General features: G+C 49.2%; 16 protein-coding genes and 1 pseudogene. 8 read left to right on the forward strand and 9 right to left on the reverse strand.

Features of this window, described 5'->3' with window-relative positions; genetic code table 11:
* The gene (locus RBB63_RS04095) at positions 1-225 is read right to left on the reverse strand and encodes a DUF2249 domain-containing protein (RefSeq protein ID WP_309381365.1); all 225 of its coding nucleotides are present in this window, start codon (positions 223-225) and stop codon (positions 1-3) included.
* A gap of 23 nt (positions 226-248) precedes the next feature.
* On the reverse strand, positions 249-1,640 hold the full coding sequence (gene fumC, locus RBB63_RS04100) for a class II fumarate hydratase (RefSeq protein WP_343219117.1): 1,392 nt from the start codon (positions 1,638-1,640) through the stop codon (positions 249-251).
* A gap of 627 nt (positions 1,641-2,267) precedes the next feature.
* On the opposite strand from fumC, the gene RBB63_RS04105 reads away from it, so the two are divergent.
* From RBB63_RS04105 to RBB63_RS04120, 5 genes are all read left to right on the forward strand, one after another.
* Entirely contained in the window at positions 2,268-3,287 is a 1,020-nt protein-coding gene (locus tag RBB63_RS04105; RefSeq protein WP_309381368.1) for a tyrosine-type recombinase/integrase, read from the forward strand.
* Positions 3,284-4,111: a hypothetical protein gene (locus RBB63_RS04110; RefSeq protein ID WP_309381370.1), complete on the forward strand. Its 828-nt coding sequence runs from the start codon at positions 3,284-3,286 to the stop codon at positions 4,109-4,111. The genes RBB63_RS04105 and RBB63_RS04110 overlap by 4 nt, the downstream gene beginning before the upstream one ends.
* A gap of 224 nt (positions 4,112-4,335) precedes the next feature.
* Positions 4,336-4,593, forward strand: a complete 258-nt coding sequence (locus RBB63_RS23640; protein ID WP_425503864.1) for a helix-turn-helix domain-containing protein — start codon at positions 4,336-4,338, stop codon at positions 4,591-4,593.
* A 1,003-nt stretch (positions 4,594-5,596) separates the two neighbouring features.
* Complete coding sequence (locus RBB63_RS04115; protein ID WP_309381371.1) at positions 5,597-6,760, forward strand: AAA family ATPase; 1,164 nt, start codon at positions 5,597-5,599, stop codon at positions 6,758-6,760.
* A 142-nt stretch (positions 6,761-6,902) separates the two neighbouring features.
* On the forward strand, positions 6,903-7,250 hold the full coding sequence (locus RBB63_RS04120; RefSeq protein ID WP_309381373.1) for a hypothetical protein: 348 nt from the start codon (positions 6,903-6,905) through the stop codon (positions 7,248-7,250).
* A gap of 1 nt (position 7,251) precedes the next feature.
* Here RBB63_RS04120 and RBB63_RS04125 read toward each other — a convergent pair whose 3' ends face one another.
* A complete protein-coding gene (locus tag RBB63_RS04125; protein ID WP_343219118.1) occupies positions 7,252-7,458 on the reverse strand; it encodes a helix-turn-helix domain-containing protein in 207 nt (68 codons plus the stop codon).
* Positions 7,459-7,608: 150 nt separating this feature from the next.
* On the opposite strand from RBB63_RS04125, the gene RBB63_RS04130 reads away from it, so the two are divergent.
* On the forward strand, positions 7,609-7,902 hold the full coding sequence (locus RBB63_RS04130; protein WP_309381377.1) for a hypothetical protein: 294 nt from the start codon (positions 7,609-7,611) through the stop codon (positions 7,900-7,902).
* Between the two features lie 69 nt (positions 7,903-7,971).
* A complete protein-coding gene (locus tag RBB63_RS04135) occupies positions 7,972-8,241 on the forward strand; it encodes a hypothetical protein (protein ID WP_309381379.1) in 270 nt (89 codons plus the stop codon).
* Between the two features lie 70 nt (positions 8,242-8,311).
* Here the strand turns inward: RBB63_RS04135 and RBB63_RS04145 are convergent.
* From RBB63_RS04145 to tnpB, 4 genes and pseudogenes are all read right to left on the reverse strand, one after another.
* Positions 8,312-9,648 (reverse strand): annotated as a pseudogene (locus tag RBB63_RS04145) (DUF3387 domain-containing protein); the annotation flags it as partial.
* The gene (locus tag RBB63_RS23645) at positions 9,630-9,779 is read right to left on the reverse strand and encodes an IS66 family transposase (protein ID WP_425503867.1); all 150 of its coding nucleotides are present in this window, start codon (positions 9,777-9,779) and stop codon (positions 9,630-9,632) included. The gene RBB63_RS23645 and the pseudogene RBB63_RS04145, both read right to left, overlap by 19 nt.
* Positions 9,780-9,992: 213 nt before the next feature.
* Entirely contained in the window at positions 9,993-10,325 is a 333-nt protein-coding gene (locus RBB63_RS04155) for an IS66 family transposase (protein ID WP_309381387.1), read from the reverse strand.
* A gap of 41 nt (positions 10,326-10,366) precedes the next feature.
* The gene (gene tnpB / locus RBB63_RS04160) at positions 10,367-10,711 is read right to left on the reverse strand and encodes an IS66 family insertion sequence element accessory protein TnpB (protein WP_309381389.1); all 345 of its coding nucleotides are present in this window, start codon (positions 10,709-10,711) and stop codon (positions 10,367-10,369) included.
* 148 nt (positions 10,712-10,859) lie between these two features.
* Here tnpB and RBB63_RS04165 point away from each other — a divergent pair, with 148 nt between their 5' ends.
* Positions 10,860-11,303, forward strand: coding sequence for a transposase domain-containing protein (locus RBB63_RS04165; RefSeq protein ID WP_309381391.1), 444 nt, complete (start codon positions 10,860-10,862; stop codon positions 11,301-11,303).
* Positions 11,304-11,713: 410 nt separating this feature from the next.
* Here the strand turns inward: RBB63_RS04165 and RBB63_RS04170 are convergent, their stop codons facing one another.
* Positions 11,714-13,057 (reverse strand): sulfatase family protein, encoded by a 1,344-nt coding sequence (locus RBB63_RS04170; protein WP_309381393.1) that lies wholly within the window; start codon positions 13,055-13,057, stop codon positions 11,714-11,716.
* A 68-nt stretch (positions 13,058-13,125) separates the two neighbouring features.
* Positions 13,126-16,893 (reverse strand): cellulase N-terminal Ig-like domain-containing protein, encoded by a 3,768-nt coding sequence (locus tag RBB63_RS04175; RefSeq protein ID WP_309381395.1) that lies wholly within the window; start codon positions 16,891-16,893, stop codon positions 13,126-13,128.
* Positions 16,894-16,982 lie beyond the last annotated feature (89 nt).

Consider the following 16,982-nt stretch of genomic DNA (forward strand, 5'->3'; position numbering starts at 1 on the left):
TTAATGCCGACCTGCAAAGATCCGGTATTCTCCCAGATCATAGAAATAAGCCTGCATGCTAAACCCGAGATCGTCCAGCAATTCATAGAGCTCAACGGGGTCATGGTCGTGGATCATCCAAAATGAACCATTTTCCGCGACTGAAGCGACCCGTTCTCCGATCGCAGCGGAAGCCAGCAAAGTATCCATATCTCTCAAATCCAGAGCCATAGAAATCTGTTCCATCCCTGCCGTTCCTGAAAGCATGCTTACAGCCCTGTCATCTTCGCCGGGACCACCCACTCGTCGAATTGCGCTTCCGTTAAAATCCCAAGCTCGACTGCGGCCTCTTTCAGCGACGTGTTCTCCGCATGGGCTTTTTTCGCGATTTTAGCGGCGTTGTCATAGCCGATGTGTGGGTTGAGCGCAGTCACGAGCATCAGGGAATTCCGCAAATGCTCATCAATACGCGCCTGATTCGGCTCAATGCCAACCGCACAATGATCCGTGAAGGCCGCACAGGCGTCGCCCAGCAAAGTAGCAGACTGCAACAGCGCATTGATCATCACTGGCTTGAAAACATTTAACTCAAAGTGACCATTGGAGCCGGCAATCGTCACCGTCGTGTCATTGCCCATTACTTGAGCACACACCATCGTGAGCGCCTCCACCTGTGTGGGATTGACCTTGCCCGGCATAATCGACGAACCCGGCTCATTCGCAGGTATGATGAGTTCTCCGATGCCAGACCTCGGCCCAGACGCGAGCAGGCGAATATCGTTGGCAATCTTCATCAGGCTGACGGCGAGCAGCTTGAGCGCGCCATGCGCTTCAACCATCGCATCATGCGCCGCCAAGGACTCAAATTTGTTTTCCGCCGACACGAAAGGATGCTGCGTGAGTTCAGCAATTTTCTTGGCAACAACGTCTGCGTAGCCCTTGGGCGCATTCAACCCCGTGCCCACGGCGGTGCCACCCAACGCGAGTTCCTGCAGATGCGGCAGTGCATTCTTTAGGCTCTTCAGACCATGGTCCAACTGTGACACATAGCCCGAAAACTCCTGCCCCAGCGTCAGCGGTGTGGCGTCCATCCAATGAGTCCGGCCAATCTTGACCACCGACATCATCGCCACGGACTTTTCCTGCAGGACATCCCGCAAGCGCTGAACCTTCGGAATCGTCTGCTCCACGATAACTTTATATCCGGCGATATGCATCGCCGTAGGAAACGTATCGTTGGAAGATTGGGACTTATTGACGTCGTCATTGGGGTGAATCGAGCGCTCACCTTCACCAAGCACCTTGCCTTCATTCACATGGCAGCGATTGGCAATGACTTCGTTGCAATTCATATTCGACTGCGTTCCGGAACCCGTCTGCCAAACAACCAGGGGGAAATGGTCATCCAGCTCTCCCGAAATGATTTCGTCGCAGGCTTTCGCAATTTGTTGAGCCTTATCTTCGGGCATCACGCCCAACTGGGCATTCGCGAGCGCTGCGGCCTTCTTCAAATAACCAAATGCATGGATGATCTCCTTGGGCATGGAGCCCGCCGGGCCAATCGGGAAATTCTGGATCGAGCGCTGGGTTTGCGCTCCCCATAATTTATCAGCCGGGACTTCGATCGTCCCCATGGTGTCTTTTTCCGTACGAGTCATGATGGTGCTTTGGGTCACAGTTCATGCACTCCATCAATGTTATCCCGTCATGCAAGATTTTATTGAGACCAAGACTCACGCTCATAAGTTCACTTTCGGCGTTTCCCATTAGCAAAGCGCTCGCGTCTGCCTTTTATCTCTCCACTGATAAAAAGATCTCTTACAGGTTTTGACTTTGTAAATTCAGACAACCACCGAGAGAGCATCAGTGCTTGCCTCAGTGGAATCAGACTACTACAGACTACTTCGAATAATTTTGGGACGAGTGGAAATTCGAGTAGAACTATTCTCTAAACCCACGACCCCAAAATCCATAAACATCTCATAACCAACGGTCCCCATAGTTCAATGGATAGAACCGCGGTTTCCATCCGCGTGGGAATTAACCGCCAAAATCCCTTTAAAATAGAGGATTTGGATAGAACCGGACCTTGACAAACGACAGTGGACGTGGGAATTTTTGTGGGAACTAGTTCTAAGGAGCCACACAACATGCCAAGCGTCAGAAAGAAAGCGAAATCCAAACACTGGATGATGCGCTACCGGGACGAAACCGGGCGCTTGGTCGAACGCAGCACAGGACAGATTGACCGCCGAAAGGCCATTGCGGTTGCTTCGCAAACGGAGACTATGATCGACAAAGCTCGTGCCGGAGAGCTGACTCAAGCATCGATTTTCAAAAGCTGGGGCGAACTTCTGGAACGCACAACCGGCGAACCTTTGGATGTTGCGACCATTGAAGACTATCTCCGCGAATACCTAAAATCAAAAGAAGCTACCGGGACAGCAGAGAGCACCTTAAAACGCTATCGCCCCGTCATCAACGGTTTCCTCGACAGTCTACCTCCCCGACGCCTGAAAGCCTCCCTAGGCTCAGTAACTGCACGAGAAATTGAACAATACCGAGACTCTGAGAAAGCCGCCGGGAAAAGCGCCAGCACCTGCGATTTCACATTGAAAGTGCTTTCAAGCGTGTTCTCTAGTGCCCACCGCAAAGGCCTAATACTTAGCAATCCAGCCCTAGCTGTCGATGCATTGCGAGGCGAAGCGGAGGAACGCGAACCATTCACCATAGAGCAAGTCAAGGCGCTACTAAGGGTGGCAGACACTGAATGGCGCGGCATGATACTACTAGGATTACACGCAGGGCTACGACTAGCCGATGCCTCGGCCTTAACATGGGCAAATGTTGATCGCCAAGCTGGAATCATCACCTACAGGGAGCAAAAGACCGCAGGCCGTAAACGAACAGGGAAGCGAGAAACAACCGTGGTGCTCCATCAAGATATACTCAACTATCTTGACGGTCTACCGCCTACTATCGGCTCCACTCCCCTATTTCCTTCCCTAGTTGACAAAGCAACTGGAAGCTCTGGTGGCTTAAGCAATACCTTCAACCAATTGATGAAGGCGGCAAAAATAGCTGTACCAAGGGGACGAAAAGCTACTGGCAAGGGACGCACATTCCGTAAGTTAGGCTTCCACTCCCTCCGCCACTCAATGATCAGCAACTTGGCTAACGCGAATATCTCTGCCGATGTGCGTCAGACAATGGTCGGACACAGCAGTGATGAGATTCACCGCCGTTACACTCATTTAGATTTATCAACCCAACGAGATGCCGTGGCAAAACTAGAAAGTGTGTTATGAGCGATATTAGCTTTAAGGATGTCGACTTCGATCTAAACGTTGATCCAGACACAAGGAAGGAACGTGACACTCGTGAGGAGTGGATCGTCAAATGCTATCAGATCATTCAAAGGCTATCAGACATACCCGTATTCCGAGCAGTAAATGAGATTGAAGGCATGCGTGGACACATAAACCCTTTATACGATGGAGGCTCCTTTGTTCGTGTAACTAAACGCCAAGACAATACTCCCCCACTTAGTCAATTCATCGTTCGTTCAATAAACGAATACCGGAGGGGATTAGGGAAACCAACAACCCGAGCTAAATACCAAGATGCAATCATAGGCTTCGAGCAACGATTCGGCGCAAAAGAAACAAGTAAAATCGTAGGACAGGCGAGTGAAGATTACTTTAAAAAATATGGCTATACTGCTCTTGATTCGCTTGATGAGTTTCTGTCCCAAGTACTACCGAAATCATACAACAATCGTCCTATCCGCCTTCGCCGTTGTGCCTACATATTAGTCAGGTCACATATCAGAAACTCACGTTTTCAGTTTAATCAGGTTCAAGCATTTCTTTACGCCTTGGCTGGTGTAATTGTTGATCACGAAGAATTTGCGATAACAGTCCTTATTGACTCCGACTCCAAGGATGTAAAAGAACTGGATAGAGAAACGCGAAACAGGCTCGAATCAGGATTCCACACAACCAAAAAGGTGCGTGATCACTTCCAGTTTTTGTTGGCAGATATTGTCGAGGAAGGAAAATCAAAAGGTGGAATTGCGCGAACCGAGAATGCTTCCAGGAATAATGGTTGCTATGACAAGAGTAAGGACTGAGCATATACATTTACTTCCCTCGCATAAAACATCCACAGAAAACCCCTTAGATTCACTGTGGTCCAAAAAAAATGCGTGAAGGTAAGATTTTTCTTGATACACAAATCACCAGCAGATCCTTAATTTTCAAAGTTATGCAACCAGCAGATCAGAGTTGCAGGTGAGAGGTTTGACCAGCAGATCTGGATAAATTCGCCTAAAGCCGATTCGTTAGAATAATCGGCATGGACATAAATCATCCGAAACACGATACGACTAATACCAACCTTCGCCCGGAATTTCTACGCATTCCAGATGCGGTACGTTATTCAGGGCTGTCACGATCTACTCTGTATCAACTGCTGAGCACCGGAGAGATAAAAAGCTTCGCTTTGCGCAAGAGAGGTAATGCACGAGGCATTCGCCTAGTGAGTGTAGATAGCCTGAATGCATATCTAAGGCAGGAGTTCAACCTTCAGCAGGAAGAGGGAGGGCAAGAATGAATCCCTCCCGATTTGAAGACTCTCCGTTGGGCCGGGCTAAAACCATCATCACAATCTTTGATGCTTGGAAACGACTCAATCTCCCTGGCACCCCCAAACGCTCATGCAGAGCCCCATGGCGCGATGACAAGAAGCCATCCCTGTCCATATTCGAGAACGGACATCGCTTCAAAGACCATGGATTAAACATTAGTGGGGATGTAGTCGACTTCGTCATGCGTGCGACTAACGTAACGAAGTCAGAGGCCGCACATCTCATTATCAGTTGGGCAAGCTTCTCCAGGACTGGCCAACTCGTCCGTCCGTCCAACAACATAAGGGCAAGCGGACGGACGGACAAAATAAAACAACAAAGAAAGCACCCCAGCATCCCCTTTCTAGAGCATGGTAGTATCCATGATTTAACTTCGCTCCGAATCAGTCGTCACTTACCGCGCCAGGCCCCACTAGAGATCTTACATCAACGCGGACTCCTCGGCTTCACAAACATGGAGGGAGTCCGCTGCTGGATTCTTACAGATTCGGCTAAACGAAACGCGCAAGTACGCCCTATAGAACCAACCACAGCAAAATGGTCGATGAAGGCCAAGACGTTGCCGGGCTCCGATACATCATGGCCAATAGGTGCAGCCGACATAGACGGGCGTAACATCGTATTCATTTGCGAGGGTCCACCAGACCTGTTAGCCGTTGCTACTGCGGCTTATATGGAAAGAGACGGAGGTATGCTTGATGATATCGCCTTTATCGCGATGACTGGCTCCAGCTCATTGATTTGTAAAGAAGCACTAGAATACATGAGAGATAAAGAATGCCGCTTCTTTATCCATAACGATCCCTCTGGCTGCAAGGCTGCCTGCAATTGGTATAGGCAACTAGACGGTATCGCAGGCAATCTCAGCTGCTGGACCAGCGAACTAGAAGGAGAGGACTTCAACGACTTTGCAGCTCGCCATTGGATAACTGGGGCAGTCACCCCACAACTCCCATTCTCCATCATTCCATGCACGCACTTGTCAAAGATATCACACGCGTCACAGAACCACCAACAACCGTTTTAACAGTGAAACATGATAACATAACGTCAGCTCCTCCGGGGTACGTATACAATCCAGTCGAGGTTTCCTCAGTCAACAAAGGCAACTCCAAGCCACAACTCCAATTCCTCAAACCATCTCAAATTGCGATATGGGAACCACCACTCGACTACTGCCTCGTCGGCGACCACCAAATATCCCGTGAAAGCGTATCAGTTATTGCCGGTCCTCCCGGATGTGGCAAAAGCCGAGCAGTTGTATCATTAGCAGTTGCAGGGGCAAAAGGGCAAGGGAGTAAATGGATGGGATATAAGATACATATCCAATTCAGAACGCTAATTATTCAAAACGAAAATGGCCGTTATCGATTAAGAAATGAGATCAGAGAGTCCCTGGGCAAAGAGGTCAACGAAATGGATGAGTGGATTCGCATCACACCTCCCCCAGAGCACGGACTTGCATTCAACGACCCCTCCTTTTGCCAAGAACTTCGTAAGTACATTGAGGAATTCAAACCTCAACTCATCATAATAGACCCTTGGACCAATGTAACAGCTGATGACAACCGAAAAGAATATAAAGCTGCACTCGAAAATATACTCGCAACACTTCCACCAGGATCGAATAGACCAGCTTTGCTAATTGTAGCTCATACGCGAAAAGCATCAACAGGACAAGATTCCACGCGGAAGAGAGGTCGCGATTTACTCAACGAAATATCCGGTAGCTTTGTATTAACCAGTACCGCACGTACCGCGTTCATTCTAGAGCCCGTCTCCCCTGACCCAAATGATGATAGAATAGTTTTCACTTGCGCGAAATGCAATGACGGGAGGATGCCAGCTCCAACCGCCTGGCACCGACGCAATGGTCTCTTCACGCCCTGTGAAGACTTCGATTTCGATGCGTATTATCACAATACTAAATCCAACCGTAGAGCTGTAACCGAAGATCACATCAAAGAAACTCTATCTGCATTTACAGGCCTAGCACGAAAACAGGCTGCTAAGGACTTAATGATCAAGGCAGACGTGGGGCGTAGCGCCGCTTATGATGCCCTTAAAAAAGATGGAGCTTTTGGACACCTGATCAGGGAGGGTGACGATGGAAAACTCTACCTAAACGAATAATTCAGAATAACCAAGACATCCGTCCGTCTGCATGCCTATGAAGACCGGACGGACGGACAGGTTTATTCGAAGTAAAATTGATCTATATATACAGTAATCAAGTCATAGTTGGTATAACTGCCAAAACTAACACTATAAAAGAATGAGAAAGCAAAAATTTACAGTTAAACAGGTTTCAGATGCGCTAATCAAAGCTGATGGCATTAAGTCTGTTGCGGCACGAATGCTCAAGTGCCACCGACGAACAATTGATGATTACATCAAACGGCACCCAGCCTGTGAAGCAGCCTATAGCGAATCAATTGAAGCAGCGGGCGACACCTGCGAATCAGCACTCATGAAACTAGTACGTCAAGGGAACCCTAGCGCAATAATATTTGCCTTAAAGACGCGATTCAGACACCGAGGTTATGGGGTAAAGGAACCGCCACAAAGCACTTCACCCATCGAGTTTAATATAAATTTAGGTAATCCGGAGAATGAAGAGTGACTTACTTACGCTTTTCAAGCTCATCCATATACTGCTGCAAAAAGTGAGGTGCAGATAATTCAATGGACTCAATTACCTTCACAAACTCCACTACATCCAGACGCCGCTCCCCTCGCTCTACTTTGGCAATAAAAGACTGGGGTTTACCTAGTCGCTCAGCGAGTTGTGTTTGCGTCAATTTCCTCTGCTGACGTGCACTCCTAAGCATCTCACACAATATGACGTTCTCGACGCTGTAGATTGATTTTTGCACTGCTGTAATGGAGGGTAAAAGCAGCTATAATAATCCCACTTCAGGATTATCCCAAATCGGGATATTTTTCTTGCACCCCACAATCCCTCATGCAAAGTTTGAGACATGAAATTCAATCTTGTTTGGGCAATTAATGCCCTAGCTTTCGTGATATTCTGGGGCCTAAATAGCATAACCAGAGGCAATTTTGATGGCTTGGGGATCATGCTGGTCTTTGGTCCCTTGTTTTTCGTTGTTGGGGGAGTGCTCGGCTTGAAATGTGAAAACGACGGATTCGGCAGGAAGTCACGCAATTACTGGATTACACTGGTTGTTCTGCTCATCCTCTCGACTATTGGTTTCTACACCATTGGATCGTGGGTAGGTGAAATGCAGCGAACCCAAGGGCTTCTGCGATAAACAAAAAGAAATGCGCCTCTAACCCGATCAAAAGGGCCTTTGCTCTGATACCGCTAGCAATAAACGCTCATGAAATTCCTTACGCTAGTAATCTCCTTGCTAATCTGCCAAATTGCGATTGCGCAATATGGCACACAGTGGGATGACGGCAGGTACGACGATGAACCGCCATCGAATAGCAAAGATGTAACAGGCTATGTGGTACTAATTTTTATCGGCTATCATATCTGGAAGTGGATTACAAATCCACGGCCCAAGATTGATGAACAAGCCAATGAAAAATCAGCGGAAGAACCAAAAAATAAGCGGAAGAAAAAGGAACGCAGTCCCGATTGGTAACTGACAACGGTCCTTTGAATGAATTTCCCAAATATACATGTTGATTCTCACCTGTAACAGCAATGATCCGCTAAGCAAACTTCCATTCAGCACAAAGCACCTCGGCTTGCTGCAATACTTTCTGCACTGCTACGTCTTGCAGGTCTGGCGGGTAGCCGTATTTGCGCAGGATGCGCTTCACAAAGCGCCGAATGTTCGCGCGCGCGCCTTCGCGGTGTTGCCAGTCGATGGTCACACTGGCACGAACCTTCGTAATTAACTCCGTGGCGATGACCTTTAATTGTTCGTCGCCCATAATGTCGCGTGCGCTACCATTGGTCGCCAGTGCGTCGTAGAAAGCGAAGCGACTTCATCTTCATTGAGGCCGAGATCAACGCCTCGTTGACCTGCCAATTCGACTTCCTTCGCGAGCTTGATCAGTTCCTCGATGACTTCCTGTGTTGAGATCGCCCGGTTATGGTACGCGTTCAAGGTCTTCCGCAGCTTGTCGCTAAACAGTTCGGACTGCACGACGTTGCGGCGCGCACGGACCTTGATCTCGTCTTTAAGCAGTTTCTCCAGCAACTCGGCGGCAACGTTCTTGTGCTTCAGGCCACGCACTTCGGCGAGGAACTGATCGCTGAGAATGCTGATGTCCGGCTTGGGCAAGCCGACGGCGGTAAAGACGTCGATTACCTGCCCGTCGGTCATGATCGCCTTGGAGACGAACTGGCGCACGGCGGCGTCCATTTGCTCAGGCGTCCTCTTGCCTCCTACTGTCTGCTTGTTGAGCGCAGCTTGCAGTGCTTGAAAGAACGACACATCATCGCGAATGGCCGTCGCTTCGTCACTCGCAGCACAAAGCGCAAAGGCGCGGGAGAGCTGCATGACGACTTCAATAAAACGCTTCTTGCCGTCTACTTGTTCGTAAATGTGCTCTTGCGCAGCGGGGATGAGCGCCAGCCGCTCGGACGCGTTGCCTGTCGTCCACTTCACCCAGTTGAAGCCATGCAACATGTCCGCCGCGACGCCGTGCTTTTCCAGCATCACAGCAATGGCCTGCTTAGCGTCGATTGCGGGACTGCCCAGACCGCCACTATCGGTGTAGGTCGCCAGAGCGCGTTTGAGCTGGTCAGCCAGCCCCAGGTAGTCCACGACCAACCCGCCTGGCTTATCACGGAAAACTCGGTTTACGCGGGCAATCGCCTGCATTAGCCCATGGCCCTGCATCGGATTGTCGACATACATCGTGTGCAGGCAGGGCGCATCAAAGCCGGTCAGCCACATGTCGCGCACGACCACGATCCGAAACGGATCGCGTGGGTCCTTGAAACGGTTAGCCAATTCGCGGCGTTTCGGCTTGTTGCGGATGTGCGGTTGCCAGTCGGGACCATCCGCCGCGCTGCCGGTCATGATGACCTTTGCCACGCAGTCCTTCCCTTTTTCTGCCTCAGTGGCTCAAGCCATTCGGCGACAGTTTCGACCCAGTCGGCTATCGTTTTGCGAGAGATCGTCGCGCCCCACATCGCCGAAGCTTTTTCCTGACGGTAAAGTGGCATGTGCTGGACGTATTTGCCGAGGGTGACCCACGCCAGCAGCCCCGCCGAAGCGTAACCGCCCTCGATGACCCGTGAGGGAGCCGGGGCAATCACCGGCGGCTGCGAACGATCCGCCTTGCGGCGATACTTGGGCCGCACGATCCGGCGCTTAAAGAGTTTGGGCGGATGGATATCAACCTCGAAGGTTTCCTCCTCGGCGATCTTTTCAAAAGACTACGGTTCAGTGGCAACTTCCTCGGGTTCGATCACCACGGTTTCTTCCACTGGCAGATTCTTGAAGCGCTCAGCCGGTAACTCGTGCTTGCCCGCTTTCGGGGCCCGGCGTTCGTAGCTGACGCTTTTCGGAGCGGAGTGCTCCAACTGCCGCTCCAGCTCTTCCAGCTTCAACCGCAGTTGGGCCGCATCGAGCTTTTCACTCTGACCCGAGCCAAACAGCCGCTGCTTGAGCCAAGCGATCTGTTCCTTTAGAAGATTATTTTCCAGCTTCATTTGCTGGTTTTCTTCCCATATGGCCTCGGCGGCAGGCATGCAGCCCATGGCAATCATTGACGAAGCTATGTCAACTCACTTTGCAAGGCAAAGTTAACTCAACCCTCATACCACGCTTTTTGCATGCCGTCCTTCAGATCAATCCCGTTCATCAGCATCATCAAAGCTGCCGGCTTGATCGACAGCTTCTTCCCATTGCTGTCCAACGGCCACGATAGTTTTCCTTGCTCGATCCGTTTGGCCAAAACCCACACGCCCGAACCGTCCCAGTAAAGCAGCTTCAGGCGAGTTCGCGCCTTGTTGCTGAAGGCGAAGATCGCCCCTTCCTTCGGATTCTCTTTCAGCCGAGCACGAGACACCGCCCACAGTCCATCAAACTGCTTTCGCATGTCCACCGGCTCCACCGCCACAAACACCCGAACCTGATTGGGCAACGCCAGCATCGCAGCGCCTTGGCCAAGGCCGAGAGCTCCGCTGCGTTGTCGCCACGCAGCAGTGTGCCGTCGGGAAGATAGACTTCCAGCTTGCTCGAAGGACCCGGCAAGCGAAACTCGGCAAACTGCAACGACTCAGACCCAGCTGCCTTACTGCGTGGCTCCGGTGATTCAGCACGGCGCTTATGATCATAACGCCAGCCGATCAGCGTGTGGTAGTTCAAGCCCTCACGACGGGCGAACTCCACCAAACTCAGGCTCGTTTCAAAACTCCCACTACCAAGTCGCTCACGCTCCGATTTCGGACGATGACGACGACCACGGCTGTCGGGCACCACTCCGTCTGCGACTACTTCTACTTCGGGTATTTCCATCGACTACCAATATAGCACCGTCAGCCGATCTACGGAAGGAGGACGCTCGGCAGACGCTTACCGAGCAACGATCCGCCCTCATTTACTCCATCGTGGTCTCCTGTCAGCGACATGGCGTCAACCCCTTCGATTACCTCCGGGATGTCCTGACCCGCCTACCCAAGATGACCAACCAGGACGATATCGGCGCACTGACGCCATCCAAATGGTCGCTACCAACCACGTGACCTCACGGCATCAATCATTGGTGAATGACGTCACCTCATGGATCCATGTGAAGTCACGTCATTGCCAAATAGAGCCATACCTGCCAGGCTACACGCCGCGTCAATAGGGCCGAGCGCCGGACGTTTACACTTCAACAACTCCAAATCCCGCACATTGACCGTACGATGATGGTGATGCCCGAGAACCGGAAGTCTTCATGTGCCGAAACCTTTCAAATAGACAGGCTCGCCATTCAGGAGCAGATTTTCGCCATCAATGCTTACGGTCCTGACCCCACATGATTGCGTGTAATGATCGCACGCTTTCCCCTCAGCCAACACACATAATTTCAGATGATAGAGCTCTGGTTTTTATATACACCAAATGCGAGCCTTAGCTACTTCAGCGACTAAAGAAATACTATGAATAGTTAGCTATTTGACTCACTGCTTAGTGCATCTGGGAATTTGCCATCTATAAAGGGATCGTTTGTCTCGATCATCCATTCGTCGAGCCTGGCAGATAATTTAGTTTTAATGCTTAGATATAATGGATCATTAATCCGATTGCAGGCCTCCCACGGGTCCAGGTGCAAATCAAACAATTCTTCATGTCCGAGATCGCGATCATACCACCCTGCCTCTTCCATTATCGGAGTAGTAGCTGGCCCATCATGCCGCATCTGTGGGCCAGTAGAAAAATAACGTCTCACATATTTATACCGTTCAGTTCGTATACTACGCAGTGGTTCCAAAAGCCCATGATAGGTTTGTTCGCCGAAAGTATATTCGTGCAAGTAGTCAACCTCTTCATTGACTAGCGGCAATAGGCTGAGTCCCTCAAGCTTGTGCCCCGGCGTCTTGCCCAGCAACTCACAAATGGTCGGATATAAATCGAGGTGTGTAACCATCGGTTGCACTACTTTACCACCAACAAATGGAGTTCCTTTTGGCCCCCGTATCATCAACATGACCTGCAAGCCCTGATCAGTAAGCGTCTTTTTTCCACCAGGAAACTCGATGCCGTGGTCAGAGGTGATGATCACAAGAGTATTATCATCAAGCCCATTATGCTTCAAAGCATAGAGTACGCGTCCGATATACTCATCCATAATCCTGACGCCTTCTTGGTAGCTCCTCATATCCTTTCTGATCTCCGGTAGATCGGGTAGCCATGGTGGCGGTGCTGTATAACGCCAATCTAGGCGATCAGGGTCATAGTAGCGTGTTTTAGTGAAGCGGTCGCTCTTGCCGAAAAGATTCATCTCAGGTCGGCTTAAGTTGTCCCGATGGGGTTCATCGATACCCACTGAAAGGAAGAAGGGGCGTTCATCATCTCTTGTTGCGAGAAAACGTTCCAATTTATCCATGGAATCTTCATACCATTCGCCATCCTGCAACCGGACTGGCTCTTCACGCTCCAACACGCGTTCGTACTCTATCTCGGGAAAATGTTCAGAGTGGTTCGCTTCGTGTTGAACGCCACACAAAACGGTCTGATAACCCCATTTGTTGAACTGATTCGCCAAATGCTTGTTATAGTCGTCAAATTTCCAGCCCTGATTGCCGGGGAGACCATACATGCCAATTTGGTGAGGATATTGACCACTGGTCAGAGCTGCGCGGCTAGGCCCACAAGTCGGAGCAATGCAAAAAGCATTACGAAAAAGAACAGAGCTCCGTGCAAAATCCATTAGATTTGGTGTCTCAAGTGGAAATCCATAAGGCTGGACGTAACGTCCGGCATCGTGAGCATGTAAGTAAAGTATGTTCATAACTTCCTGAAACCGTATATTTAGAGCGGTGGCACGGTGGTTAACATTTAATGATAAAAATATTTCTTTTATTGAGAAGGCATCAGTTCGACATTTGTCACAACCAATCGATCACCTTCATTTACATAATCACCCCATAAAACGATGACGACATAATCATATCCAGCTCCAAAGTCGATCAGCGGATAGGAATACTCTGACAAATTATAGGAACCAACTTCTGAGACATCCAGAACACGTGTCTCTTGACCAGCATAGAAATGGCCATGCAACCAGTGGGTAATTTCTACTTGAGTGCCATTTACACCCCAAACGCCAACACGAATCTCATTGTCCATTCCACCATCAATAGAGGAGGCTTGCATTGCCATTTCATACAAGCCGGCGATGCCACTCCCATCAATGATCTGAATAACGTTTCGAGATCCGTTCGTCTTAGTTCCATCCATGTATAGATAGCCTTCATTGGAATCGTGCTGCCAGCGCGTATTTACGGGAACGTGCCATCCTTCGCCAACATCAGTTTCGAAGATTTCGCCGGTATTGGTATTCAAAGCTGACGTGAAGTCACCATTGATAAGCACATTCGAATCGGCCTCGATAACTACCTCAGATGCCGCGAGTCGATCACCTTCGTTAACATACCCACCCCAGACATCTACAACCACATAGTCATAGCCCGTCCCGAAATCCACACCTGGCAGTATGTAGTCAGTCTCTACAAAAGCACCTAAAAAGCTGCTATCAGCCAATAAGGACGCAGTGCCCATCTGAAATCCTCCAAAGAGCCAATGCGATATTTTAACATCAGGGCCGGTCACACCCCATATTCCAATGCGCACTTGGTTATCTACACCGGTATCGGTTGAGGCAGCCCGAATCATAACATCACGTAGGCCAGTAATATTGCTCCCTTCAACAATTTGAATAATGTTCTGTGCTCCATTCGTTTTAGTGCCATCCATGTACACTTGAGAATTGCTTGAATCATACTGCCAGCGACTGTTCACAGGAATGAACCAACCCAAACCCGCATCGGTTTCATATACATCCCCCGTATTTGAGTTTAAGTTTGTGCTGAAGTCGCCATTGACCAATTCATTTCCCGAAAATGTTGGATTCGAAACTGACCCAGCACCGATAGTTAGCATGCTTTCACCAGCAGGCGTTGGTTGCGACAACTCCCCTTCCCACGTTTTAGCAATAGCTGTAATTCTTACTTCATCGCCCCCAAAGAAACCAAAAAGATTAGGATTAAAGGTGACTAAAAAGTCCGAATTTCGCTCCGTGCTTTCACCTATAAATTTCCACCCGGCAAAATATTGAACCTTATGCGTCTCACTGGATGTAGTCGCAGTAAGTTCATAGAGTGATGACGACACGCTCACATCTTCGATGTTGAGCGTCACATCGGGAACAACGTATGCTGCAACTGGTGCTCCACCTGGATCCAAAAGATAACTTGTAGCGTATATCCACTTGATTTGGTTTTGATAAATAGTAAACTCACTGCCTGCAATTGAGTAACGGCTAAAAAACCTCTGCTCGCTCAATGGGTATGTGATTTTATCCATATTCGATAAATTTACGTCGTTTAAACTCGGCACTGAGCTTTCGCGTGTCCACAATTCGCTTCCTGGTCCTCCAACATCGAATCCGGGCAATCCCAAGGTCGAAATCCCCGGTAGAAATGGATTCCGATAGGCCGGATGGTTAAAGTCCAGCAGCCACCATGAGTCAGGATGAAAGGGAGCATATTCTCGATCATAACCAATTCCGGTCATACGGGAACGGTTAGTCGGATCCCCTCCAAGCAGATAGGCAATCGATCCATGCAGATCATTTATATACTTATCACTGCCTGTTAACCAATGTGCAACAGGTCCTGCTGTGCCACGTGGAATACTAAAGAATAAAAGCAGACTGCTTTGCCAATATGCGATACCTCCCATTCTAAATCCATACTCATCGTAATAGTTAGCAGTAATATCTCCTCGGCCAATCATATAATTCTCTACTTCAGAGTAGATACTACTCGAGTAATTCGGATGGTCTTGCGCACTTAACAGGTAGAACGCTGACGCCATCTGAGACCAATTCGAGGCTCCCCACTCTGCATAGTTCTTCTCGGTATCACCGACCACTCCACCTTCGCCAAAAAGGTAATTAAAGTATTCAATCTCATAGAATTTCTCGCCAGTGAGCCCATACAACGCGACTGCTGCCATATATCGCGCACGTAGCATGTCTCCGAAAGTCATATTATCGGAGAAAGAGGCAGTGGCCGGCAAATGAGCTTCACCCCAATTCCAGGCTTCAATTGCGTCCGACTCCAAAGTCATCCATTCAGAACTAGATCCAATATTATATTTTTTATAGGCATACGCGATCATAGCCGCCGCAGCTGCATAATCATAAGTAGATTCAACACTCTCGCCTCCAATGGGTATCTCGTAAAGCGTCCCGACATCCCAACTTGGCAGATCAGCGCCAGCATCTGGTCCAATATAGCTGGGCACGCCACCTGTTCCATAACCAGTCTCGATTAGAAAATCCCTCGATCGCTTCGCGAAGTCGACAAGCCATCGCGCCTCATCAAGGATGTCTGGTATGCCATTGTTCCCTTCTTCAATCCAGACGTCAGAATTGCCAATTCGATACCGATTACCCACATCCCCATCAAAATGTGCAGTTGGATTAAGTAAATATGCTAGAGTAAGCGAGAAAGGCACCCGAAAATGGCGATGCCCATAATAATCCCAATCTCCGGCGTCCGCATACCATCCCCAAAGGCCCGTGTTCGGATCATATCCATTGCCGGCAGCAGCACTAGTCACATCCACGCTCGTGTAGTTGCTCCAATTCCCAGGCTCGGTCGCCATATAATCTGGATACAGTCGATAAACATGTCCCCTATCGGGGTGTCTTGAATACGGGTATTCTATTCCAAACTCAGGCACATCCTTTTGGATTCCCATCCGCTGAAAAAATAGACTACGCATCGCAGCGCGATAAGCTTCGCGATAAACATCAGCTTTCACCCTAAATGGCAAAGAGCTGCCTATCCCATCGACAGCGAGCTTATAGAGCCCTTCAGTCTGCAAGCTGGAAAGGTCGATTTCATAAATGTCGGCTTGTGTCCAATTAATGGGAACACCCTCATACTTCATACCGATGTTATCCACATCACCTTTTGCTTTCTGCAAAGTAAAGCCAGTTCCATTTAAAACAGCAATGCCAGTCTCAACATCAATAACTTGCCAAGCTGCCGAGCTGTAAGGTTGTAAATCCAGTGGTCCACTTGTTCCCATCCACTGAGACAGATACGCGAACTTTGGGCTATTGGGAGTAAAGCCCAATTGACTAATATGGATGGTCGGACTGCGCAGATCCTCTTCATTAAATGTCATCTCACGAACGCCAGAAGCGCCCGTAACACTAGAGGCATCAATTGTGTATGTTTTGCCCGCTTGCATTGCATAGGGCAACCTTAGAAATACCCACCAAGTTCGCAGTAACTTTGGTGCATTGTTATCGTAGCGATTATTAATATCCGTGCCCTTCGCCTTATACCCGACTGTGGTTGGATTGGTGATTCCATTGTAAATCGGATCGTCACTGCTGGAGATTGAAAAAGCGTAAATCGTGTCAACATCTGATTCCGTCAGAAGCTCGTCATAGTAAACGATATTGTTGCCAACGCTGGCTGTTTCGTATGCCCCAGTCTGCACGTTAACACCATTGTAATCAATGTGTCCTTCACGAATTTCTAACATGAGAATTTCGTCGGTCACCGGCTCGACTGTCATCAAATTGGCAGCGTTTAGAAAATTCACGACATAGCAAACAGAGAACCCGACTAGGAGTGTTATGCAACGGATTGAGGTATACCAGAAGCGGTCAATCATCACGCCAATTTAGATAT

It is taken from the genome of Cerasicoccus frondis, assembly GCA_031296915.1.
GTDB classification, from domain to species: domain Bacteria; phylum Verrucomicrobiota; class Verrucomicrobiia; order Opitutales; family Cerasicoccaceae; genus Cerasicoccus; species Cerasicoccus frondis.